Origin of the sequence: Streptomyces sp. NBC_01775, from assembly GCF_035917675.1 — a bacterium.
Taxonomy (GTDB): Bacteria; Actinomycetota; Actinomycetes; order Streptomycetales; family Streptomycetaceae; genus Streptomyces.
In genome coordinates this window covers 735181-758941 of sequence record NZ_CP109104.1, presented here as the reverse complement: position 1 = coordinate 758941, position 23761 = coordinate 735181, and the positions used below count along the sequence as shown (strand labels likewise).

At 69.0% G+C, this 23761-nt stretch carries 19 protein-coding genes and 2 pseudogenes; 10 read left to right on the top strand and 11 right to left on the bottom strand.

The genetic code is table 11. From position 1 onward, the window contains the following. Positions 1-188 precede the first annotated feature (188 nt). A complete protein-coding gene (locus OHB04_RS03675) occupies positions 189-755 on the top strand; it encodes a hypothetical protein (protein WP_326686220.1) in 567 nt (188 codons plus the stop codon). Here OHB04_RS03675 and OHB04_RS41695 read toward each other — a convergent pair. Together OHB04_RS41695 and OHB04_RS03670 are read right to left on the bottom strand one after the other, a co-directional pair. After that, on the bottom strand, positions 738-1055 hold the full coding sequence (locus tag OHB04_RS41695; protein ID WP_442815073.1) for a transposase family protein: 318 nt from the start codon (positions 1053-1055) through the stop codon (positions 738-740). The two genes, OHB04_RS03675 and OHB04_RS41695, sit on opposite strands and share 18 nt — an antisense overlap. Positions 1056-1200: 145 nt before the next feature. Beyond that, a complete protein-coding gene (locus OHB04_RS03670) occupies positions 1201-1968 on the bottom strand; it encodes an SDR family oxidoreductase (protein ID WP_326686219.1) in 768 nt (255 codons plus the stop codon). 67 nt (positions 1969-2035) lie between these two features. On the opposite strand from OHB04_RS03670, the gene OHB04_RS03665 reads away from it, so the two are divergent. The 6 genes and pseudogenes from OHB04_RS03665 to OHB04_RS41690 all read left to right on the top strand — a co-directional run. Next, complete coding sequence (locus OHB04_RS03665; RefSeq protein WP_326806796.1) at positions 2036-2671, top strand: TetR/AcrR family transcriptional regulator; 636 nt, start codon at positions 2036-2038, stop codon at positions 2669-2671. Between the two features lie 488 nt (positions 2672-3159). Continuing rightward, positions 3160-3648 carry a hypothetical protein gene (locus OHB04_RS03660; protein WP_326806795.1) on the top strand — a complete coding sequence of 163 codons (489 nt, stop codon included), beginning with the start codon at positions 3160-3162 and terminating at the stop codon, positions 3646-3648. A gap of 325 nt (positions 3649-3973) precedes the next feature. Further along, a pseudogene (locus OHB04_RS03655) lies at positions 3974-4275 on the top strand (transposase); the annotation flags it as partial. Between the two features lie 75 nt (positions 4276-4350). Beyond that, positions 4351-4947, top strand: coding sequence for a TetR/AcrR family transcriptional regulator (locus OHB04_RS03650; protein ID WP_326692580.1), 597 nt, complete (start codon positions 4351-4353; stop codon positions 4945-4947). Positions 4948-5320: 373 nt separating this feature from the next. Then, positions 5321-6055, top strand: coding sequence for an SDR family NAD(P)-dependent oxidoreductase (locus OHB04_RS03645; protein ID WP_326686216.1), 735 nt, complete (start codon positions 5321-5323; stop codon positions 6053-6055). A 236-nt stretch (positions 6056-6291) separates the two neighbouring features. After that, positions 6292-6525, top strand: a pseudogene (locus OHB04_RS41690) (hypothetical protein); the annotation flags it as partial. A gap of 163 nt (positions 6526-6688) precedes the next feature. Here the strand turns inward: OHB04_RS41690 and OHB04_RS03640 are convergent. The 9 genes from OHB04_RS03640 to OHB04_RS03600 form a co-directional block, all read right to left on the bottom strand. Further along, on the bottom strand, positions 6689-7168 hold the full coding sequence (locus tag OHB04_RS03640) for a hypothetical protein (protein WP_326692578.1): 480 nt from the start codon (positions 7166-7168) through the stop codon (positions 6689-6691). 49 nt (positions 7169-7217) lie between these two features. Next, positions 7218-7937, bottom strand: a complete 720-nt coding sequence (locus tag OHB04_RS03635) for a carboxyltransferase domain-containing protein (protein WP_326806794.1) — start codon at positions 7935-7937, stop codon at positions 7218-7220. After that, positions 7934-8587 carry a 5-oxoprolinase subunit PxpA gene (locus OHB04_RS03630; RefSeq protein WP_326809396.1) on the bottom strand — a complete coding sequence of 218 codons (654 nt, stop codon included), beginning with the start codon at positions 8585-8587 and terminating at the stop codon, positions 7934-7936. Before OHB04_RS03630 ends, OHB04_RS03635 begins: the two co-directional genes overlap by 4 nt. 36 nt (positions 8588-8623) lie before the next feature. Next, positions 8624-10432 carry a sulfatase gene (locus OHB04_RS03625; RefSeq protein WP_326806793.1) on the bottom strand — a complete coding sequence of 603 codons (1809 nt, stop codon included), beginning with the start codon at positions 10430-10432 and terminating at the stop codon, positions 8624-8626. Beyond that, entirely contained in the window at positions 10429-12318 is a 1890-nt protein-coding gene (locus OHB04_RS03620; protein WP_326806792.1) for a glycoside hydrolase family 2 protein, read from the bottom strand. Before OHB04_RS03620 ends, OHB04_RS03625 begins: the two co-directional genes overlap by 4 nt. A gap of 24 nt (positions 12319-12342) precedes the next feature. Next, positions 12343-15330, bottom strand: coding sequence for an alpha-mannosidase (locus OHB04_RS03615; RefSeq protein ID WP_326809395.1), 2988 nt, complete (start codon positions 15328-15330; stop codon positions 12343-12345). A gap of 157 nt (positions 15331-15487) precedes the next feature. After that, complete coding sequence (locus OHB04_RS03610; protein ID WP_326806791.1) at positions 15488-16378, bottom strand: carbohydrate ABC transporter permease; 891 nt, start codon at positions 16376-16378, stop codon at positions 15488-15490. Next, positions 16378-17298, bottom strand: a complete 921-nt coding sequence (locus tag OHB04_RS03605) for a carbohydrate ABC transporter permease (protein WP_326686211.1) — start codon at positions 17296-17298, stop codon at positions 16378-16380. The genes OHB04_RS03610 and OHB04_RS03605 overlap by 1 nt, the downstream gene beginning before the upstream one ends. Next, positions 17295-18638, bottom strand: a complete 1344-nt coding sequence (locus OHB04_RS03600) for an ABC transporter substrate-binding protein (protein ID WP_326806790.1) — start codon at positions 18636-18638, stop codon at positions 17295-17297. The genes OHB04_RS03605 and OHB04_RS03600 overlap by 4 nt, the downstream gene beginning before the upstream one ends. 261 nt (positions 18639-18899) lie before the next feature. Between OHB04_RS03600 and OHB04_RS03595 the strand changes: the two genes are divergently transcribed. The 3 genes from OHB04_RS03595 to OHB04_RS03585 all read left to right on the top strand — a co-directional run bounded on the left by OHB04_RS03595 (position 18900) and on the right by OHB04_RS03585 (position 23720). Further along, positions 18900-20117, top strand: a complete 1218-nt coding sequence (locus OHB04_RS03595) for an ROK family transcriptional regulator (RefSeq protein WP_326686209.1) — start codon at positions 18900-18902, stop codon at positions 20115-20117. 685 nt (positions 20118-20802) lie between these two features. After that, complete coding sequence (locus OHB04_RS03590; RefSeq protein ID WP_326806788.1) at positions 20803-21987, top strand: ABC transporter ATP-binding protein; 1185 nt, start codon at positions 20803-20805, stop codon at positions 21985-21987. After that, positions 21987-23720: an ABC transporter permease gene (locus OHB04_RS03585; protein ID WP_326686207.1), complete on the top strand. Its 1734-nt coding sequence runs from the start codon at positions 21987-21989 to the stop codon at positions 23718-23720. Before OHB04_RS03590 ends, OHB04_RS03585 begins: the two co-directional genes overlap by 1 nt. Positions 23721-23761 lie beyond the last annotated feature (41 nt).

The window sequence follows — 23761 nt, the reverse complement described above, 5'->3', positions numbered from 1 at the left end:
GTGCGCTGCGACCCGGCCCGGCGTGCCAGAGCCCCGGGCGTACAGCCCGGCGGGGAGAAGCGTTCGGGCACCACTGATTCGGGTATTCGCCCGAGCTCCTCGGTCATGCTCGACTCCTGGGACACGCGGCGCTCATCGTCGTCACGCCGCGTGTCCTCGCAGCAGGCCCGGCAAGGTGAGGAGAAGCGATGGGGTGGGCGAGTGAAGAGTTCGGGGACTCGCGCAAGGGATGGACCGGGGCGCTCCTGGCCGACGGGAGCGAGCCCAAGCCGGTGTACCTGGATGCCGGCAGCGGCAGCCACATGGAGAAGACCAGCGCGTGGTGGGCCTACAGCGGCATCCTGAACAGGCCGGTGGCCGCCCAGGCGCGGGCCGCGTGCACCTGTGGCTGGCGCGGCCCGCGCCGCATCGAGCTGGACTGGGACCGCATCAAGGAAACCGGGCCCGCCGCCTTCGACTCCGAGTCCTACGAGGACTGGTCGGCGCATATCGACGAGGTCGCAGCCCGCGCAGTACCGCTCCCGGCCGAGGTGACAGACGGGCTGGAAGTGCTGGCGGAGCGGCTGCACGCGCTGGCCGAGCAGTCGCCGACCGCAGCGCTGAGGGCGTTGGGCGCACTGGAGCGCCTGGCCGCCGATGTCGGCAGCACAGCCGCCTTCGAGATCCGCGCCGGAGAGGTGCCCGCGGAGGCGGTCGGGGAGGCCCTCGGGCTGAGCGAAGCGAGGGCACGCTCCCGCTCACCCACTACCGCCTGACACCACGGGCGCAGGCTCCGCCGCTGAAACACCGACCTCGAACGGACGCCGCGTCAATAGGCCCGTCACCTGTTCCACGAACGTCCGGCGTTGGCACTGGCTCTGATCGCAGAAGAACCGACGCACGTGCAGGCGGACGATCAGCCCCCGCCCGCTGACGGGTAACTCGGATATCTGACGCCAATATCGGCTGTGGAACCGCGTGGCAGGATGCTCACACTGCGGACACCTGCCCGGCGGCCCGCATCCCGCCGCGTCGACCACCAAGTGGCCGTCCACGGCCTTGAGTTGCCGCACCATGAGGTACATGCCGGGCCAGAGGACGTCCTCAAGTGTCTCCACTCGCATGAGGAAGGGATTCCCTGGTGGAACGGCCCCGCATCCGGCGCTGCCGGACCAGGCTCTCCGTGGTCGTCACAGTTGGCTGGGCCGGGGCCGTCTCTTGCTAACCGGCGCGCGGTCCGAGGAACAGTCCACCGCTTGCGTCGATGACCTGCCCGGTGATCCAGCGCGCCGCGTCGGAGGCGAGGAACGCGACTACGTCGGCGACGTCGTCGGGCCCGCCCAGCCGATCGAGCGCCGTCGTTCCGGCGATGAGTTCGGCCAGGCCAGGCGCTTCGAAGAACGATCCGTTGGTCGCCGTCCGAGTGGCGCCGGGAGCAACCGCGTTCACTGTGATTCCTCGGACCCCGAGCTCGTTGGCCAAGGTCATGCTCATCGTCTCGACCGCGCCCTTCGTCATGGCGAAGGACGTCTGGGTGGGGTTGGCCATCCGGGTCGCCACGGACGAGATCGTGATGATGCGGCCACCGTCGCGGAGCGATGGCAATGCTCGCTGGATGATGAAGTACGGCGCTCGCACGTTCACCGCGAAGAGGTGGTCGAACTCCTTCCGGGTTGTGGCTCCGAGCGGGCCGGCGGGCGCAGCCGCCGCGTTGTTGACGAGGAGGTCGAGTGGCCGCCCGGCCAGGCCGGCCTCGACTCCCGCGAAGAGCGTCTCGACGTCGCCGTCCACACCCAGCTCCGCCCGGACGGCGAGCGCGGTTCCACCGGCACGCTCGATCTCGTCGACCGTCGCCGTCGCGCCGTCCTCGTCCGTGCCGAAATGCACGATGACCACTGCCCCCTTCTCCGCCAGCCGGACCGCGATCGCCCTGCCGATGCCGCGCGATGCTCCGGTCACCAGAGCTGTCCTGCCGGTCAGATCGCTCATCTCCACCACCCGTCATGTGAGTGACTACCGTTTTGGTAGTCACTACCACTCCGGTAGGGTCTATCACATGCCCGACCAGCACTCAACACTGCGAGTCCAACGGCGAGCCGAGACGCAGCGCACGATCCAGGCACACGCGGTACGGCTGTTCACCGATAGCGGATACGACGCCACGACCGTGACCGACGTCGCCGAAGCCGCAGGCGTGTCGCCCATGACCGTGTACCGGCACTTCCCCACAAAGGAAGACCTCGTGCTCGTCGACCAGCACGGCCGGCTCGTCGCTGAGCAGATCGCCGCGTCGTCCGCCACGCAGCCCCTGGTCCGTCGCATCGGCAGCGCGCTCATCGACGCGGCCGCGACGTTGACCAGGGGCGGCCACGGAGACGACCTGACAGCGAACGAGCAGTTCTTGCTCGCCCGCCTCCGGCTCATGATCTCGACGCCGGCCCTGCGGGCCAAGCACCTGGACAACCACTACGCCCTTCAACAGGCAATCGTCGACGCCCTCGGGGCCGATACCACCGATCCAGACACGGCGTTCCACGCCCAAGCGGCGGTCGGCGCCTGCCTGGCCGCAATGCACACGGCACTGGTGCGCTGGGCCGAGGACGACGGACAGACCGAACTGCCCAACTTGATCGCCAAGGCGCTTACTGCCGCCTTCGGCGATGACGTCGTCGACACCGGTCCGGACGCGTGAGAGAGACCTTCCGAGCACTCGTCGGAAGCGACCGACTCCGGTCAGGTCGGTCTCACAGTCGCGTCCCACGACGTCTCGGCGAGAGCGAGCTGGCCACCGAAGCGTCCCTTTCAATACATTCCGGATCACAGGGCCCGGGTGGCGGTCAGGAAGCTGAAGAAGCTGCAGTACCGGCCCGAAGCGCTGGCCGACTGTCTCCGTGCGACCGGCCGGGCCCTGATCCACCCTCGTCGGAACCCGAAACCGGATCCGCTCGCCGGAGATCGTTGCGGCCGCGCTTCCATGACTGCTGGGGCAGATGCATCGCCGGGCTGTACCTCATCGAGTCAATCCTTCACGGAAGCGCGGCCAGAGCCTTGAAAATGGCCGGTTGTGCTCATCGTTCCCCAGTCGATTGCCCGGGTCGACGAGTACCACAGCCCGGCGGCACAGGTCCGGCCCCGAAGCCCATCTGGTGCCGCCGCTACGTATGACGCAAGCTGGCCCGCATGGATTGGTTGCCACTGCTTTCCACCCTGGCCGGGGCTGCGATCGGCATCGTCGCTACTCTCATCGCGGATCGGAACCGGTGGAAGCGCGAGGATGCCAAAGAAGCTCTTCGGCTGCGGCTCGACATCTACACGCAGTACACCACCGCCGTGAAGGTCCTCGGTGAGACCCTGCGGTCCTTGGCCGAGCGAGAGCATCCTTCCGACGACGAGCGGGCGCTTGCGCTGCGCGAAGCCTTTCGGAAATCGGACATCGCCATCGCATCCGAACGGATGTGGCTCATCGCGCCCCAACCTGTCGTCAAGGCCTCCAACAGCGTCTTCCACTGCCTGCGACGCATCTGCGACGGCTACATCGACGGCACTGCTGTCAGCAGCCCAGAGGATCACGCGCGCTGGGAGGCACGCGGCAAAGCGGCTGCCAAGATGCGCAAGTTCATGCGCGAAGATCTTGAGGTCGGCCCACTCACCGAACGCCACAGCACGTAGCACTCCAACCGGAGACCACGTCACATGATCTCCGGCTGGAGTACGAGGCGGGATTCGCCCGCCAGTACAGGGTTCAGGGCAACTCCGCTCGTCAATGGGCGTCTTCGGCGTCGCGGGCGACGGGCAACGCCCGCCCTGGACGGCTCGTCCGGTCCCAAGTTCGGCCGGCTGTCGGGCGAACCCGGCGATGCGACGTTCCGTCCCAGGTCAGCACGGTGCGGGTGGGGAATCCAAGTGAGCGAATCTGTCCCACCCCTGAGAACTCCCAACAGAATGATCTCGGGAGTGGTTGGATCACTCCGGGGCCGTTGATCCGGGGTGCGGGGTGGCTCGGCCGAAGCCGTGGGATGTCGATGAGCCTTGTGGGAGGTGGCCGAGCCGCTGTTGCCCACGGTCGAGCGGACCCGGCATCCGGAAGGCAAGCGGCATCCGGACCGGCTGGTGTTCCAGGGCATCCTGTTCGTGCTGCACACCGGGATCGCCTGGGAACACCTGCCGCAGGGACTCGGCTTCGGCTCGGGCATGACCTGCTGGCGCCGCCTGGCCGAGTGGACCGAGGCCGGGGTATGGCCCCGGCTGCACGAGGCCCTCCTCGCCAGGCTTCGCGGCGCGAACGCGCTGGACTTTCCCGAGCTGAGCCGGGCACATGGCGGCCCCGAGTCCATTGTGTTCCACGCGGTCCAGAACTTGTATTGTGCGGGCATGCCTCGACCTCGTGAGTTCGATGAAAATCGTGTGCTTCTCGCTATCCGTGACGAGTTCTGGGACAAGGGCTACGCGGCGACATCGATGGACGACCTGCTGCGCGTGAGCGGGCTGGGCAAAGGCAGCCTCTACGGGGCGTTCGGGGATAAGCGCAGCCTGTTCCTGCGGGTGCTGCGCGACTACGACGACGCGAACCTGCTGATGCTGCGCGAGCGCCTGGTTTCCGCGGCGCGGGGGATCGACGTGGTGCGCGAGTTCGTACTCGGCCTGACCGGCGATCCGACCGGGGCGGTTGCGCGTCGGGGCTGCCTGCTGGCCAACAGCAACGCCGAGCTTGCCGCCAGCACTCCGGACGTCGCAGCTGAGGCTCGCCGCAGTTACGACGCGATCGCCACCGTCCTCACCGCGGCGCTGGAGCGCGCCCAGAGCGAAGGTGACCTCGACCCCGGCATCGACCCTTCTGAGACCGCCCGCGCGGCCCTCGTCGCGCAACTCGGCCTCATCGCTCTCGGGCGCACCGGCATGGACATCGGAGCGCTCACCGCGATGGCCCGGTCCGCCCTGGCACGGTTGCTGCCCACTCCGGCGCAGTAGCGGCAACGCGCCGGCCGACCTGTACCGCCACGGCCCGCAACCGGCTCCGGACCCTGGGCGCGCCCTGAAGCTGTGCGCTGCGGCTCCTGCGGAGGGCCGCGCTCCGCAGGCCGGGCTCCTGCGCGCTGCCAGTCGTCGGGCGACTCGTACCGCGACCCGGCAGGCCGATACCGCCGCGGCGGTCGGCGCTGCCGGTGGTGTGGTCCCGCAGTTGTCCGACCAGAGGTCGCGGGTGCGGGACAACTGCCCGCAGCCTGCGCAGCCCGTCCACGGGGCCGCGCCGGGAAGCCCCGATGCCGAAGCAATCTTGACTGTGCGGTCCATATCGGGGAAGGTTGTGGACGCAACAGTCCACAACTTGAAGGAGGGCGGCATGGCCGTCTTGGAAGACAAGGTCGCGGTGGTCACCGGGGCCAGCATCGGCATCGGGTTCGCGACCGCGCGCGCATTCCGCGACGAGGGCGCCACGGTGTTCATCACTGGTCGCCGCAAAGACGCGCTCGACGCCGCGGTGGCCGAGCTCGGACCTGGCGTGACCGGCGTGGTCTGCGATGCTTCGGTGCCCTCAGAGCTCGATGCGTTCTACAGCACCGTGCGCGACCAGGCCGGACGCATCGACGTGCTGGTCGCCAACGCCGGCGTCGGCACCGCGGCGCCGCTCGGCGAGGTGACGGAAGATCTGATCGACTCGGTGTTCGCCACCAACGTCAAGGGAGCGATCTTCACTCTCCAGCAGGCACTGCCGCTGCTCAGTACAAACGCTTCGGTAATCCTGACGGGTTCGACCGCTGCGACACGGCCCGACCCGGGACTTGAGGTCTACGGAGCGTCGAAGGCCGCAATCCGCACGCTCGCCCGCGGCTGGGCTCGCAGCGCGCGCACACACGGCTTCCGGGTCAACGTCGTATCCCCGGGCGGTACGCGTACCCCCGGTCTGCTTGAGCTGGTCCCACCCGAGATCCTCAAGCAGGCCGAAGTCGCTGTTCCCCTCGGCCGGCTTGCCGAGCCCGAGGAGATCGCCGCCGTGACGACGTTCCTCGCCTCGGACGCGTCGAGCTACGTCAACGGTGCCGAGTTCTTCGCCGACGGTGGATACGCGCAGGTATGAGCGCTCTCGTAAGCGCCGATTCAGGTGTGTCTCACGCACGGTCCGGGGCTGGGGCGGTGGCTTGGAGGAGGCGTGTCTCGATAACCTGACGGCGCGCGGACACCCACGTGCATGGCGATGGCGCGCATCGTGCCCAGCGCACGGTTGGCCGGAAGCTGAAGGCGTGGCGAGGTACCGCCACCCGGTACGACAAGACACACGCGAGCTACCTCTCCGGCCTCTACCTTCGCGCCTCGATGGTCTGGCTCAAGGACCTCGCCCGCGCCGCGCTCCACCGCTACCTCGCCGGCCGGCGTATCGGTATCAGCGGCGATCCCAACCAGACCGTGGGGGAGTACCTCACGGACTGGCTTGCCGCGCAGAAGTTGCGGCTCAAGCCCACCACGTGGGTCCGCTACCGCGACTACACCCGCAACGACCTCATCCCCGCCCTCGGTGCCATCCGCCTCGACGACCTCGCCTACGAGCACCTCCACCACTTCACCCCGCAGCTCCATCGCCGCCGTCCCGGGCCTGCCCGGCCGGGAAGCGGAGCCGGGGCCGCCCCTGGGGATCTTCGCTGGGGCCCGTTCCGGCACGCTCGGCCGCCCAGGGCCGTGTTCGCGGTGACGGCAGTGGGCGCGGGGGTCGTCGTCACCCTTCTGCCACTTGAGTCAACCCCATCGCCGAGTACGCCGATGCCAGTCGTGCCTCCACCACGTCCAGTTCCCGTGCGGCGGCCCGCTCGTCGGCGACCGCCTGGTCCAGCGTGCGCCAGCGGAATCGCAGACGGCGTCCGGGGCCGGCCTGGCCGAGGAGGGGGAGAGAAGCGCGCGTTGCGATGGCGGCGACCGGGTAGCCGGCGGTGAGGGCCCGGGAGCGCTGGAGGACGATCAGTTCCTCGGATGGCGGGAGCTCGATCGCGCCGATCGGGACGCCGTGAGAGACGATCTCAGGGCTGCCGGGAGCGGGGTGGCGGACCGGTCCGGTCAGACGCAGGCCGACGTGGTCGCTGCGTTCGCCGACGGTGTAGGTGGCGGAGGTGAGCAGCTCGCGGATGCCACGGACGGCCGCTGTCTCCGGGCCGTCCGTTCGCTGCCCGTGCGTCCCAGATCCTGGACGGTAGCCAGCCAGGGTCGGTGACGGTCAGGACGGACTCAGCGAGCAACGTGGGCTCCTGCGGTCAGGGGTCGGTCGGCCCATGTGTTCCAGTCAGCTGGCGAGAGGCGCACGAACCGGAGGCGGTCGCCGGGGCCGTAGGGGACCGCCGGGTCGCGGGCGACCTCGACGAGGCTGAGCGGGGTGCGGGGCCGATGACACGCCGGCCGGTCGGGCCGGTGACGGGATACAGAAGCGCGTTCGGGCCGGCGAGAGGGAGTGAACCGCGTTCGACACGGGTGCGGGGCTCGGCCCGTCGGGTGGTCTCGCCGCCAAGGTCAGCACCGTGCATCATCGGGGACATGGCCGTGCCGAGGAGGTCGATGGTGAGTGGGTGTGTGGTGTAGGCGTCGACGACGGCTTGCTCGGTGAGGCCGTGCTCGGCGGCTACGTCCGTGAGGTCCGGGCCGTACTCGCCGCCGAAGACGACGGGGATCTCGAAGAGCAGGCCACCTGCGCGGGCCTTGGTGGGCAGGGTGCGCAGCGCCGCGCGCACGGCCTGCTCGACGTGCGGGTGCGCGGTGAGCGTGCAGTCGAACTCGACCAGGACGGATTCGAAGCCGGAGACGACGTCGTGGGCGCCGTACGGGAGATCGTCGAGCAGGGCGGTGCGCAGTCGGCGGGCCAGGGAGCGTCGGGCGGCTGGATCAGGATGGTGCGCGTGCACCATGACGGCCGCATCACCGTAGGGCTCGGTGGTGAACGTCGAGATGCGATCGGTGTTGGGGGACGTGGCGGTGGTCATACTGCTGCGCAGGCCTCGGTCGTTTCGCGGTCCTTGCCGTGGAGGACGGTGCGGAGCGGGGCGATGCGGACTCCGGCCGACTCCAGGGCGGTGCGCAGGGCGCGGCCGTTGGCGAGGGCTTCGGGGTGGTCGCCGTGGAGCAGGACGACATCGCAGTCGACGTGGACGTCGGTGCCATGGATGGAGGTGACGACGCCTTCGGTGGCCATCCGGACAGTCCGCTCGGCGATGGTATCGGCGTCGTGGATCAGGGCCCCGGGCTCGGTTCGGCGGACGAGTGTTCCGTCGTCCTCATAGCCCCGGTCGGCCAGGAACATGATGCCGACCTTGAGCCCTATCTCCCGGGCAGTTCGGGCGAGTTCCCCCTCCTGCGTGACGACAATCAAGTCGTCGTCGTAGGCGGCGACAGCGTCGGTGACAGCGCGAGCGTACTCGGAGTCGGTGACGACGAGGTTGCCGAGGCGGCCGTGCGGGAGGATGTGGGAAAGTCGGCCGCCACCCGCGCGGGCGAACGCGTCCAGGGCGCCGACCTGGTAGAGCGTGTCGGTGCGGACCTCGTCGTAGGACAGGTCCATGGCGCGGCGCCCGAAGCCGTTGAGGTCCGGGAAACCTGCAGCGGCGTTCGCCGCGGCGAACGTGTCGGCCCTCAGTCAGAACTGGCTGACGTGCGCCAGCCGGAGATTGGTTCAGCTCCTGGGGAAGAGGCGCGCCAACTCGTCTGCCAGCCCGGTGAGTTGATCGCGGCCGGGCTGCCCTGTGCCGGCGGCCAGTTGGAGCAGCGACACGCTGCTCCGCATCGTCAGAAGTTCGGAGTCGGTGAGACCGGGCACGAAACGGCGCACCGCTTCTACGGCCACCGGATCGGACAACAGCACAGCAAGCGGTGTACGCAGGCTCAGCTTTCCCTCGGGAAAGTCGTCGGCCCGCGGGGCGGGACCCAACGCCGCCGCCTGCTCCGGATGCTCGCGGTGCGCGGCCACCTGAAGATGGGCGGCAGTCACCTGCTCCGGTTCCCGGGGCAGGCCCAGGCGCGCGTACTGGTCCGGTGGAGCGTCGTTGTCCCCGAGCTGCTCCACCAGCAGGCGGATCATACGAAGCTCCACTTCGTCGTCCAGGACCGGCCGCTCCTGCCGGGGGTCGTCGGCCAGGTCGTACAGCAGGGCACCGAAGCGGGAGGGGTCGAAGCCGGGGCCGGTTCTGGCGGGTGCCCGCAGCGTGCGTACGCCCTTGGTGAAGCTGAAGGGCCCCGCGAGTTCGGCGTCGGCCAGCTCGTGCGGAGCGAAGCGGCCCCGTCCGTGGGTGGGCATCAGGGTGTGTTCGTAGAGCGGCTGGTTGGTCGAGTCGTGACAGGAGCGCATGTAGACCCAACGGCCGTCGGTGATGTTGACGTGACCGCCGAACATACCGAAGAGCACGGATCCGCGGGGCGGCGGCACCTTGCCGGGGGAGTCGTCGAACGCCTCGCTCAGGGGGCGGCCCCGCATGTCGGGGGTGCGGTCGACGCCGAAGAACTCCAGGAGCGTCGGGGCGATGTCGATCGTCTGCACGAGGCCGGAATGGCGGCGGCCCGCGTGCGCCGGCCGGCGCGGGTCGTGGACGAACAGCGGGATGTGCGCCAGCTCGTTGTACCAGGGCTGGACGAGCTTCCCCCACCAGCCCTTCTCGCCGAGCAGCAGGCCGTGGTCGGTGCAGACGAACAGCAGTGTGTCGTCCCACATGCCGTACGCGTCCATGGCGTCCAGCACCCGGCCCAGCGAGTGGTCGCACATGGACAGCAGGGCGGCGTACTCCAGGCGCGCGTGGGCGGTCTGCGCTTCGGTCTCGGTGACCTTCCCGTAGTCCGGCCAGTCGAAGTGCGGGCCCTCGTAGTCGTGCGGATAGAGGTCCTTGTACTGCTTGTGCGCGAAGAAGGGCTCATGCGGATCGAAGGTCTCGATCTGGACGAACCAGTCGTCCGCATCCCGGTTGACCCGCAGGAATTCCAGCCCCGCGTCGAACGTGAGCGTCTGCGGATGCATCTCCTCGGTGTCCATGTGGGCGCGGTTGACCCAGTCCTGACGCCAGAGGTCGTTGCGGTTGCTGCGCAGGTCCTCCGGCGGTTCCGGGTCGGCCACCTGCCCCTTCCAGGCGTCGCCCTCCTGGCCCCGGAAGAATTCCCAGGTGTTGTAGCGCCCGTGGTAGGTGGCGCCGCCGTCCTCCCAGTAGTGCTGGTGGTCGCTGACCAGGTGGGTGTACACACCGTGCTGTTTCAGGAGTTCCGGCATGGAGTCGTCGAACGGCTCCAGCGGGCCCCAGCTCCGGTGCAGGAAGTTGTGCCGGCCCGTGTGCAGTTCCCGCCGCGCCGGCATGCAGGGCATCGAGCCGACGTAGCAGTTGTCGTACGTGGTCGAGCGGGCGGCGAGGCGGGTGAAGTTCGGGGCGTGCGCCCAGTCCGCGCCGTAGGGAGGCAGCATGCGGCGGTTCAGGCTGTCGAACATGACCATGATGGCCTTCATGCGTGAGGCCCTTTCGTGTCCCGCTGCCGTGCGTCGGCCTCCTGCCGTGTGTTGGTCTGCCGTGTTCCGGTCTCGATCGCCGCGGGCCGGAGCTGGGCCGCCCGGATGCGCTCGGTGTCGAACTTCGCCGAGCGGTCGAAGCCGAAGATGCCGTTCTCTTCCTGGAAGACGTCGGTGAGCTGCGTGTAGCAGTAGCCGAACATGTCCGGGTGGTCGAGCAGTGCGCCGACGAGCCCGTCGAAGCGGGCGTAGAACTCGTCGAGGGTACGCACCCGGTCTCCGTACCCCCAGGACCCGGACCGGGTGGCCGACTGCGGACGGTCGGCCTCGGCAGGGTTCCACCAGATACCGCCGAACTCACTGACGAAGAAGGGCTGCCCCCGGTAGCCGATGGACCAGGACTCACCTGTGCTGTCGGACCGGTTCACGTAGGGGAGGCCGTCGGAGAGCACCCGGTAGTTGGCCGCGAACACCTCCGGGTCCTGCTCGTAGTCGTGGCTGTCGAACACGTCGGACTCGCGGATCCGGTGCGCGTAGCCGGACGTGTCGAGCACCGGCCGGGAGGTGTCGTGCGCCTTGGTGGCCAGGAACATCCCGCGCATCACGTCGTCCAGCGCGGTGACCCGGTCGCCGTAGTCCTGCCAGGTCTCGTTCATCGGGCACCAGCCGATGATCGCCGGGTGGGAGTGGTCCCGTTCCAGCACCTCCAGCCACTCCTGTACGTACGACGCGTCCGGTTGCTGGTTGGTGCTCTGGCCCAGGTCGGTGTTGCAGCCCCAGTCACCGAACTCGCCCCACACCAGGTAGCCCAGCCGGTCGGCATGGTAGAGGTAGCGCTCCTCGAAGACCTTCTGGTGCAGCCGCGCGCCGTTGAAACCGGCCGCCTGGCCGAGTTCGATGTCACGGACCAGGTCGGCGTCGCTGGGCGCGGTCATCAGCCCGTCGGGGTAGTAGCCCTGGTCGAGGACCAGCCGCTGGAAGACGACGTCGCCGTTGATTCGGATCTGCTTGCCGGTGATGGCGACGCTGCGGAGACCGGCGTACGACTCCATCGTGTCGACGACCCGTCCCTCCGCGTCCCGCAGCTCGATGTCGACGTCGTAGAGATGCGGGTCGGACGGCGACCACAGGCGTATCCGCTCCTGGGGCAGCACGAGGCTCAGCCGCGGGGCCAGGTCGAGGTCGGCGCGGACGGTGCCCTCGGCCACGTCGCCCGCGGCGTCGCGGACCCGGAGGTGCACCGCACCGCCGGGCAGGTTCGCGGAGAGCGGCACCTCCACGTCGAGTGCCCCGCCCGCGACGTTCGGGGTGATGCGGGGGCGGCGCAGGTGGGTCGGCGGCACCGGTTCCATCCAGACGGTCTGCCAGATGCCTGTCGTGCGCCAGTACTTGGCCGCGATCGGTGTGTACTCCGCCGACTGCTTTCCCCTGGCCTGTGGCCCCTCCGGCTCGTCCCGGGCCCGTACCACCAGCGGCACCGGCACCCCGGCGGGCGCTGCGTCGGTGATGTCGAAGGTGAAACCGGAGAACCCGCCCCGGTGCCGCCCGACCTCGATGCCGTTCACCCACACCGTCGCGTCGTGGTCGACCGCACCGAAGTGCAGCAGCACCCGGTCACCGTCCCACTGCTCGGGCACGGTGACCGTACGGCGGTACCAGACCGCGCGCATGAAGTCCTGCTCCCCGACGCCCGAGAACCTGGCCTCGGGGGCGAAGGGCACCGTGATCCCGTCGGTCAGGTCACGCTCGACCAGACCGCGTTCCCGGCCGGTGTCGGACCGGTCGATCTCGAACTCCCATCTCCCGTTGAGATTCAGCCAGCGGTCGCGCCGGAATTGCGGGCGCGGATATTCGGGCCGGGGCAGATCCGACCGGTCGAGCGACATGGGAACAACCTTTCCTTTGGGCTCTCAGGCCACCAGGTCGCGGAAGCGAAGCGTGAGCAGTTCGAACGGGCGCAGTTCGAGCTGGACCTCGGCGCCGGGCGTCGTACCGTGGACCGCCTCGCCCTCCACGGCGCGCTCCAGCAGGTCGGTGGCGACGGCTTCGCGCCAGGAGAACCGGGTCCGTACGGCCGCGCGGGAGCGATTGCCGTGCGCCTCGTACAGCCGCACGACGAGGTCTCCGGAGCGGTCCTCGGCGAGCTTGACGCTCTCCACGACCACGGCGGGGTCCGTGACGTCGAGCAGCGGCTCAGCGGCGGCGCCCGGCACGGTGCGCAGCGGGAGGTGCAGGGCGTACCCGTCCGCGACCGCGTCGGGGATCCCACCGGGGCGAAGGCTCACGGAGAAGGTGTGCCGCCCCTGGTCCGCTGAAGGGTCCGGGTAGCGCGGCGCGCGGAGCAGCGAGAGCCGCGCCGTCGTCATCGGCCGGCCGTCGGGCGCCTGCGCGTTGCGGATGTCGTGGCCGTAGACCACGTCGTTGGCGAGGGCGACCCCGTAACCGGGTTCGCCGACATGGATCCATCGGTGCGCGACGGTCTCGAAGCGGGCGGCGTCCCAAGAGGTGTTCTGGTGGATCGGCCGGTGCAGGTGACCGAACTGGATCTCCGAGGTGGACCGGTCGGCGCGGACGTCCAGCGGGAAGGCGAGCTTGAGCAGCTTCTGCGACTCGTGCCAGTCGATGTCGAAGGCGTAGTCGATCCTGCCGTCAGCCAGCCGCACGGACATGGCGATCGCCGTTCGGCCGCGCTCGTGCCGCACCACCACCGTATCGTCGACGATGTCGACCGACGCAGGCTCGGTGAGGTCGCGACAGCTGCGCTTGTCCTCGTCGTTGATGTCCCACGCGTCCCACTCCCGAGGGGTGTCGCGGAAGAGCTGCAGGACACCGCCCGCGACGCCGCGCGGCAGCACTTCGCGATCCGCTTCCAGGTCGACGACCGAGACGAGCGTGCCCCGCCCGTCGATCTCGACGTGCAGCTTTCCGTCGTCGAGCACGATCCGGTCGCCCGCCCGGCGCGGTGTTGCCGCCGTGGGCGGAGTCACCGGTCCGAGGCCCATCGCCGGTACGCCGTGCCGCGGGTACGGGCCGGCGTTGGCGGCGACCGGAGTGCCGTTGTCCGGGGAGTCACCGCCGTCGCCGCGAAGCGCGTCCAGCGCGGTGGTGATCAGCGTCGTCAGCTCGTCCGCCACGCGCTCGTAGTCCCGCTCGGCCTCCTGGTGGACCCAGGCGATCGACGTACCGGGCAGGATGTCGTGGAACTGCAACAGCAGCACCGTCTCCCAGATCCGTCGCAGCTCCTCGTACGGGTACGGGGCCCCGCGGCGTACGGCCGCTGTGGCCGCCCACAGCTCGGCCTCGCGGAGCAGGGCCTCGCTGTGCCGGTTGCCGCGCTTGCTCCGCGCCTGCGAGATCAGGGTGCCGCGGTGCAGCTCCAGATACATCTCGCCGACCCACACCGGCGGTGATTCCAGCTCCGCCTCGGCGGCGCGGAAGAAGCTGTCCGGATCGGCCAGCCGCACCCGCGGCGAGCCGTCCAGGTCCTGCTTGCGCTGGGCCGCGGCCAGCATCTCCCGGGTGGGGCCGCCACCGCCGTCGCCCCATCCGTACAGCCCGAGGACGTGCCGTGCCTTCCCCTTCTGCCGGAACGTCCGCTCGGTGCGCGCGAGGTCCGCTGCGCCGAGGTCGGAGTTGTAGGTCTCCGCCGGCGGGAAGTGGGTGAACACCCGGGAGCCGTCGACGCCTTCCCAGTGGAAGCTGGAGTGGGGCATCGGGTTGGTCTCGTTCCAGGACGGCTTCTGGGTGAGGAAGTAGCGGGTGCCCGCGGCCCGGGCGATCTGCGGCATCGCCGCGGTGTATCCGAAGGAGTCGGGCAGCCACACCTCGTCGCTGTCCACCCCGAACTCCTCGAAGAAGAAGCGCTTGCCGAGCACGAACTGACGCGCCAGCGCCTCGCCACCGGGCATGTTGGTGTCGGACTCGACCCACATGCCGCCGACCGGGCGGATGACGCCGTCGGCCACTGCCTTGCGCACCCGTTCGAACAGGCCCGGCTGGGTCTCCTTGAGCCAGGCGTACTGCTGCGCCGACGAGGCGGCGAACACGAAATCCGGGTGGCGTTCGCTGAGGTCCAGCACGTTGGCGAACGTCCGCGCCACCTTCCGCACCGTCTCCCGGGTCGGCCACAGCCAGGCGCAGTCGATGTGGGCGTGACCGGCCGCCGACACGATCAGGGAGCTGTCCGCGGCGCGGCCGGCCAGGACCGGTGCGAGGGCCTCGCGTCCGCGCGCGGCGGTTCCGGCCACGTCGTCGGGATCCATGACGTCGACCATCCGCTCCAGGGCGTGCACGATCTCCGCGCGCCGCGCTCCCTGAGCAGGGAGGACGTCGACGAGCCCGTCGAGGGTGGTCACGTCCTGGAGCAGCTCCCACACCTCTCGGTCGCGCAGGGCGACCGACAGCTCGGTGAGCCGGTACAGCGGCGCTTCACCCGCGGTCGCCTTGTCGCCCATCGCCGTGGGTTCGTACTCGTAGGGCACCTGGACGATCGGGTTCGCCGCCGCCTCGATCAGCAGCCGGAAGGGGCCGGGTTCGGGCAACGGGACCCAGGAGTTGTACGGCTCGATCGCTTTGACGATCTCTCCGTCCGGCCGGTACACCATCGCCTCGGCCTGGAAGCCCGGCTGGTCGCCGGTGAACCCCAGGTCCACGACGAGCTCCGCCTCTCCTCCGGCCGCCCAGTCGGCGGGCACGTCACCGGAGACGTCGAACCAGGTCGTGTCCCAGGGACGCCCCCACAACCCGCCGAGCGCGAACGGCTCGAACCGTTGCGTGACGGCGTCGGCGAACGGCACCGGCTCGCCGCCGACCGTCCACGCGGAGATACGCGTCGGACGGCTGTCCCGGTAGACGGCGGGCCGTATCCGGAACTTGGTGAACCGGCGGACCCGGAGCATCGTCAGGGCGGTGGCGTCGAGCTGCACCCGGCCGTTCGGATTGTCGTCAACCAAGAGAGCGTCTCCTCGTACTTGTCGCTGGGTGGTTCCGGGCAGGACACGTCGGCTCGTCGCCGATGGCGGGGCGGTGGTGCGTCGGGACAGTTGGACAGGCGCGTCAGCCCTTGAGGGCGCCGCCGAGGCTCGAACGCATCAGGTGCCGGCGCAGGAAGAGGTAGAGCACGGCCGGTGGCGCCATGTAGACGACGGCGCTCGCGGCGAGCACCCCCCAGTCGACCTGGTTGAAGGCGGTGAACGAGCGGAACAGGCCGATCGAGAGCGGGTAGAGGTCCGGTGACTGCAGCAGCACCAGCGGGGTGAGGAAGTCCCCCCATACCGCCATGAACGACAGCATCGCCGCCGCACCGAGACCGGGTCCGACCAAGGGCAGGACGATCCGGCGGATCGCACCGAACCGGGAGTTCCCGTCGAGCCAGGCCGCCTCCTCCAGCTCGTACGGGACGGCGTCGATGGTGCCCTTCAGCAGCCACAGCGTGATCGGCAGCGCCGCCGCGGCCTCGACCAGGATCAGGCCGATGTAGCTGTCGTCCAGGTGCATCTTCACCATCAGCAGGTACAGGGCCACGATCGTCGCCGGCGGCGGGATCACCCGGATCAGCAAGATGGCGAACATGAAGGTCGTACGTCCCCTGAACCGGTACCGGGACAGCCCGTAGGCGCCGAAGACGCCGCAGGCCAGGTTCAGCGCGGTCGCCGAGAACGACACGATGACGCTGTTCAGGAGCAGCCGGGGGGTGCCGCCGTCGGTGAAGAACCGTACGAAGTTGTCCAGGGTGAACGCCGGGAGGCCGATCGTGGGTCCGCCGTCGGCGTCCACGGCCGTGAACACGACCCAGGCGAACGGTACGACGCAGAACAGTGCCAGCAGCACCATCAGGGCGTACTGCACCGCTCGTTGGAGGCGCTTCCACCCCGGCGTGCGAGGACGCGGGCCGGGGAGTGCGGCGGGTGTCCGGGGCTCGGCCGGCGCCGTTGTCGTCGTCGTCATCAGACCTTCACCTTCGCCAGCCGGGCGTACGTCAGGCCCAGGATCATCAGGAGGACGAGCAGAACCACCGACACGGCGCTGCCCAGGCCGATCTGGGAGTACTTGAACGCGCGTTGGAAGATGTAGATGGAGGACAGCTCCGTGTCCTGTCCGGGGCCGCCCTGGGTCAGGAAGTAGACCAGGCCGAACACCCCGACCGTCGTGATGGTGGTGAGCAGGAGGTAGAGGAAGACCGGGCCGCGGATCAGCGGCAGGGTGACGTACCGGAACACCTGGAGCGCGCTCGCGCCGTCCATCCGCGACGCTTCGATCAGCTCGTCGGGGACGTCCTCCAGCGCGGCCTGGAACATGATCATGGCGAGTGCGATGCCCCGCCAGACGTTGATGATGATCACCGACAGCATCGGTGAGTCCTGCAGCGGAGCCGCAGCGCCGGAGCCGAACAGCCCCAGCAGCCGGTTGAAGGTGCCGTCCTCGTCGGAGGAGAGCACACTCGCCCAGGTCAGCGACGCGACGACCTCGGGCACAACCATCGGCAGCAGCACCAGCGCACCGAACAGGCCCTTGCCGCGCAGCCACTTCGCGCGCAGCAGGAGTGCGGCGAACATGCCGAGCACCGTCTGCCCGACGATCGCCGACCAGAACACGAACTCGCCCGTGCGTCCCAGCGACGCGAGGAAGTCCTCGGATCCGAGCAGATGCCGGAAGTTCTCCAGCCCGACGAACTGCGGGTCGCGCGCCGCCCAGCCGGTCAACTGTGTGTCGGTGAGGCCGAGATAGATGCCGTAGCAGGCAGGGGCGATCACGAAGACCACTATCAGGAGGACCGAAGGGCCGAGCAGCAGCGACAGCGCGCCGCGCTCCCGCCACCGTCGGTTCCGCGGGCCGGCGGGGGTCTTGACGGTGGTGGTCACAGTCACCTCGCCACCCGGGGGCGGCCGAGCAGTTCCTCGGCCTCTTCCGCGAAGTCGGCGGCTGCCTGGCTGCCGTCCGCGTCGCCGGTCACGATCTTCGCCGTCGCCCCCTGGACGGCCTGGGACACCTGGTCCTCACCGTCCCCCAGCGTGGGCTGGACGCTGGTCGTCAGCTTGCGCTCCGCTTCGCGCAGCGTCGGCTCGTCCTTGTACGGCGCGGTGCCGGAGAGGTCCTTGCGCGGCGCGAGCGCCCCGACCGCGGTGAGCTGCTTCGCCAGGGGCTTACCGGAACTCAGCCACTTCACGAGCTCGGCCGCGGCATCGGGGTGCTCGGATTTCGCGTTGACGCTGAAGACGTAGCCGCCACCGCTGATCGAGTGCGGCTCGGTGCCCGGTACCAGGGCCGGGTAGTCCCAGGTGCCGACCTTCTCGCGCACGTTCTTGATCGGCGCCGCGCCCTCGGGTCCCCAGTCGTACTTCCATCCCCAACTGCCCTGGGCGGCCACCACGATCTTGCCATCGGGGAACTTCTTGTACTTCGTCGGTTCCCACGGGTTCGGGTTCTGCAGGTCCCGGACCGGGAGCAGGTCCTCCTTGACGAGGTCCTCGTAGAGGTCGAAGGTGGCCGACAGCCCCTTGCTCTTGAGCGTCCACTTCCGGGACTCGCGGTCGAAGAGAGGGCTGCCGGTGTTGGCGACGAGGGGGAGCAGGCCCTCCGTCCACGATCCGGCACCCCACGCGGTTCCCGCGGGGAGGACCATGGGGGCCTCGCCGGTCTTGGCCTTGACCTGCTTCATCCTGCCGATCAGCTCGTCCCAGGTGCGCGGCTGCGAGGTGTCGACGCCCAGGCGCTCCAGCACGTCCTTCCGGTAGAAGAGGCTCTGCAGGCTCGCCTCGTGCGGGAGGGAGTAGTAACCGCCGTCGGGCTGCCGTGCGCCGTCCTTCACCGACCCGTAGTACTGGTCCCAGCCGTCCCACTTGTCCAGGTACTTGTCGAGCTTCAGCAGATAACCCGCGCCGGCCAGGCCGGTCACGTTGCTGCCGCCCATGTCGATGACGTCCGGCGCGGTGCCGGAGTGGAGCTGCTGTGTGATCTTCGTGCGGAACTGGTCGTCGGTCAGGGTGTCGGCGACCAGCTCGACCTTGACCTCTTTCCCCCGCTTGGCCATCGCCCTCTCGAACTCCGGTATGAGCGCCTTGACGACGTCGGCGCGGGCCTCCTGGTACTCCAGCAGCTTGATGGTCACCGGGCCGTCCTCGCCGGAGCCGGAGTCCGAGCAGGCCGTGAGTGCCCCTACGAGCAGCACCGCGGCGGCGGCAGATGCAAGGACACGTTTGCGGCTCATCGCTTCACCTCTCCCGACTGTGGTCCGCCCTCGTGCTTTTATCAAGCGGATCGGATAAAGTTCAGTGATCGTAAGTACCGAGTTGTGCCTCGTCAAGGGTTCACGCACAGGCTCGTAGGGGCCTGTCACGCTCAGTTGAGCCCGCTGAGTCGGGCATCAATCATCGATCTGGTGGACTAAGTGCTGCGCGGCCCCCGGCGATCGCTGGTCTTGGGCAGACTTCGGCAGACACAACGTTCGGCGGGCTCAAGGGGGATGCGCATGCGACGCGGCAGCAACCAGCTCCGGCTGGCGGACTACAACCAGGCGGTGGTGCTGGAACTGGTCCGCCGGTCACCCGGAGCCAGCCGGGCCGACCTGCAGCGCGAGTCCGGTCTCAGCTCTCAGACCATCTCCAACATCACCCGTCGGCTGATCGACGAGCATCTGATACGCGAGAGCACGCCGGGCGGCAGCGCCCGTGGTCGCCCGAGCATTCCGCTGGTCACCGAGCCCGACGGGGCCTACTCGGTCGGTGTGCACATCGACCCCGCACGGCTGACCGTCGTGCTCCTCGACCTCGCCGGCGAGGTCCGGCTGGGACGCCAGGAACGTACGCCGCAGGCCACGAACCCGTCGGAGGTGACCACCTTCATCGGCGACGCCGTCCACAGCCTGATCACCGAGGCCGACATCGCCCGGGACCGGGTGCTCGGACTGGGCATCGCGGCTCCGGGACCGCTCGACGTCGACGCCGGGGTCCTGCTCGACCCGCCCCAACTGCCCAACTGGCGTGACGTCCGGCTGGGCGCGGACCTTCACGAAGCGACCGGACTGCCCGTGCTCCTCGACAAGGACGTCACCGCCGCCGCCACGGCGGAGCTTCGCTGCTCCTCGGAGGCCTCGAACACGTTCGTCTTCCTCTACCTGGGCTCCGGCGTGGGCGCCTCGGTCGTGCTGGACAACCAGGTCGTACGCGGCACCACGAACAACATGGGCGAGGTCGGCGACCTGCTCGTCGACCCCGATGCCGAACAGCTGGAGTGGAGCGGCCGACGCGGTGGCCTGGCTGCCGCCTGCGTTCCGGAGGCGCTCGTTCTCCAGGCGGCCCGGGTGGGCCTGATGCCGCTGCCGGACCTGAACGACTATGTCGCCGTGGACGACGCGTGCTCAGCGCTGTGCGACCTCGCGGCGGCGGGCGACGCCGTGGCCTCCCGCCTCCTTCATCGCGCGGCACGCCGGGTCGCCGTCGGCCTCGGCGTACTGGTGAACCTGCTCGACGTACCGCGGGTGGTGATCGGCGGACCGCTGTGGAACCGGCTCAGTCCGGCGTTCCTCCCCGTCATCCCCGGCCTCGTCGCCCATGAACTTGTGGCGGCGCGCGGGAGGGTCCAGGTCCAGGGATCCGCCGTGGGTGACCGCGTGGCCGCGCAGGGCGCTGCCGAACTGGTGATGGACCACTTCCTCGCACCTCGCGCGTCCGCACTGATGGTGGGCTGAAACGCGCCTGCGCCGACCTCTGAGGTGTGGACACTCCGGGGAGGCGCCCTGGCGGGACGTAAGTCTCCGTATCCGGCGGAGTTCAGGAACGATGCGTTCTTGTCGTCGACGGCGCGCATTGCGACGTGGCCGACGCGCCGTAAGAACCGGCTGCGAACGGTTCGTGTTGCAGCGCTGTGCAGGCGGGCTGTGGCCAAGATGCACTCGACCATCGGCCGCGGTCGGCCGAGTGCGGGCTGTTCCGAGCACGCCGGTGAGGTGGGGTGCAGGAAGACCACAGCCCGCCGGTCGTCGAGTTCTTCGAACACCGGTCAGTGGCCCGTTGCACTCTCGCCGGACCAGATCATCTCCTCGTGCCAGAGTCGGTGCCCGGAGTGCCAGGCGTGCCGCATCGCCCGGCCTCATGGGCGAGCCGCCAGCGTCCCGGGCCGACTTCGCCGCCGTCCGCCAGGCCGGCGGAGTCCAAGTTCCTTTGCCGGAAAAGACCTGGGCGGACTGCGAGCTGGCGTCGAGTGCCCAGCTCGGTGGCCACCGCCTGTACGTGTATCAGCGACGCGATCACTGATCGCTCCCCACCTTTACAAGCTGTACTATTTCAGCAGGTGAGAAAAGACCTGACTCTTGCTGTGGAGTCAAAGATGTGATTGCCTGCCCGTGATTTCAGTCACTCGGGAAGGAGCACACCGTGGCGCTACTCGCTACTGAGTCGGCACCGTCGACCTCGCCCCAGGGCCAGCCGCTCGTTCGGGTAGGGGGGCTCTCCAAAACCTTCCGGCGCCGTGGCGGCGAGGTGCGGGTGCTGCGCGAGATCGACCTGGAGGTGGCGGAGGGAGAGTTCCTCGTGCTGCTGGGACCCAGCGGTTGCGGCAAGACCACCCTGCTGCGCTGTCTCGTCGGGCTGGAGCGTCCCGACGCCGGTCGTATCGATCTCGGACACACCTGCATGGTCGATGCCGAGCGCGGTGTGTTCGCTCCTCCGAACCACCGCGACGTCGGCATGGTCTTCCAGAACTACGCCCTGTGGCCGCACATGCCAGTGCGCAAGAACGTCGCCTATCCGTTGCGCTCTCGCAAACAGGGCGCGGCGCTGCGCGAAGGGCGGATCGAGGAGGTGCTGGACATCGTCCAGTGCGGCCACCTCGCCGACCGCTACCCGCCGGAACTGAGTGGTGGTCAGCAACAGCGCGTCTCCCTTGCTCGGGCGCTCGCCCCGCGTCCCGCGTTGCTGCTCCTCGACGAGCCCCTCAGCAATCTCGACGCGCTGCTCCGCCTGGAACTGCGCGCCCAACTCAGAGTCCTGCACCGGAAGCTGGGATTCACCGCCGTGCACGTCACCCACGACCAGGAGGAGGCGCTCGCCCTGGGGACGCGGGTCGCCGTCATGAAGGAAGGGCAGGTCGAGCAGATCGGTGACCCGGTCGAGGTCTACCGCGCCCCTGCCACGGAGTACGTCGCAGACTTCCTCGGCGCTCGAAACCGGATCGAGATGCGGGTGGATTCCTCCGCCGCCCGAATCGCCGGCCGGACCGTCGACGGGGTGGTGCGGGCGGGCCTGACCGGCGCATTCGTGTTGCGTATGCGCGACGAGCACCTCGCGGTTCGCTCCGCCGGAGGCCCCGGGGCACCGCGGACGGCATGGCTCTCCGGTGGCCGGGTCATCGAACTGCTTCCGGGGGTGGAAACCAGCACGTGCGTCGTCGAACTCGACGAGCAGATGTTCTACGCGCGACTGGACACCGGGCTCGTCGATGTGCGGCCGGGGGACCAGGTCGACATCGGGATCGTGGTCGACAAGACGACGTGTTACGACGAAGACGGCGATCTCGTCCGCGAGTGGTGCGCGACCGAGACGGCCGAGGGGGGTCGGTGATGAGCGCCGAGACCACCGGCAGAGTAGACGTGCGCGGCCGGGTGCCGGCGATACGCGGGGGCGCGTTCCTGCGGCGATTCCGCGATCAGGTTTGGTGGCTGCTGCTCACACTCCTGGCCAGCGTCCTCGTGCTGCTGCCGGTCATCCCCCTGCAGCGGCGGGCCTACGCGGACGGCGCGGCCGGAATCCGCGGAGCGCTTCAACTCGAGGGCATCGGCTCGGTGTTCGTCACGACGTTCGCACTCGGCGTCGGCGCGCTGCTCGTTGCTCTGCTTCTCGGCACGTCGCTGGCGTTGTGCATGCACGCGATGTCGCCGCGGGCCCGCAGGTTTCTCGCGTTTCTTCCGGTGCTGCCGATGGTGATCCCCGGAGTGGCGCATGTCGTCGGGTTCATCTTCCTGTTCTCGCCCGAGAACGGTTACATCAACACCGTGCTCCGGGCCACACCGTTCTTCGGCGGCGACACCGGACCGATCAATGTGTACAGCACCTTCTGGATCATCGTTTACACCGGCGTGCATCTGGCGGCGTTCGTCTACCTGTTCGTCTACGCCGGGCTGCGCAACCTCGGCAATGACTACGCGTCGGCGGCCCGGGTCAACGGGGCCGGACCGTTGCGCGTACTCCTGACCGTCACGCTGCCCCTGCTCCGGCCGGTGTTCGTCTACTCCGGCGCGGTCTGCTTCCTGCTCGCACTCGGCCAGTTCACCGGTCCGCTGATTCTCGGACGACGCCAAGGGCTCGACGTCCTCACGGTCCGGATGTTCGAACTGTCCGCCCAATACCCCATCGACTACGCCGTCGTCGCGGCGCTCGGGACGCCCCTCATCGCTGTGGCTCTCGCGATGGTCATGATCCAGCGACGCCTGATCGGAAACCAGAACCGGTTCGTCGGGACGATGGCCACTGCCAGTGCCGCCACCCCCAGCCGGTGGACCAACATCGGTGCCGTCTCGGTCGTGCTCGGATTCAGCGTGGTCTCGGCACTCGCTCCGCTGGTGGCGCTCGTCTTCGTCGCGCTGTCGCCGTTCTGGAGCGGCTCGATCTCCATCGGATCTCTCACCGGCCAGAATTTCGCGCAGGTGTTCAACGACCGCGTCTTCGCCGAATCGATCGTGACCAGCCTGAGCACCTCATTGCTGGCCGTCGTGATCGTCCTGCCGCTGGGCATGATGATCGCTCTCGGCATTTACAACCGTGACCGGCTCTGGCGGCCGCTGCCCGCCCTTCTCGACGTGGCGGCGAACATGCCGCTGACGATGCCCGCCGCGCTGCTCGGCTTCGGGTTCCTCTTCGCATACTCCAACCCCGCCGTGGGGCTCTACGGCACGAGAACGGGCCTGGTGATCGCCTACGTCACGATCATGATCCCGTATGCCGTGCGCTACCAGCTGGCCGGACTCGTGGCGCTGGGCCGTACCACGGTGGAGTCGTCACGGGTCAGCGGCGCGGGGCCGTTCCGGACGTTCGGCCAGATCGTGCTCCCGCTGACGCGTGCCGGGATGGCCTCCTCGGCGGCGATCATGTTCGTGCTCCTGATCCACGAGTTCGGCGTCTCGCTGCTGATTCGTTCGGCCGAGGCCAACGTGATGTCCGTCGTTCTCTTCGAGCAGTACGACGCGGGCGGCTACCCGCAGGTCGCGGTGATCGCGCTCGCGATGACTGTGATCACCGCGGTGGGTGTATCTGTCGCTCTCATGCTCGGAGGCAGCCGTGCTCTCGAGAAGCTCTGACCGAAGGTTCAAGGAGAAGTCGATGAACGTCCGAAGGGCCG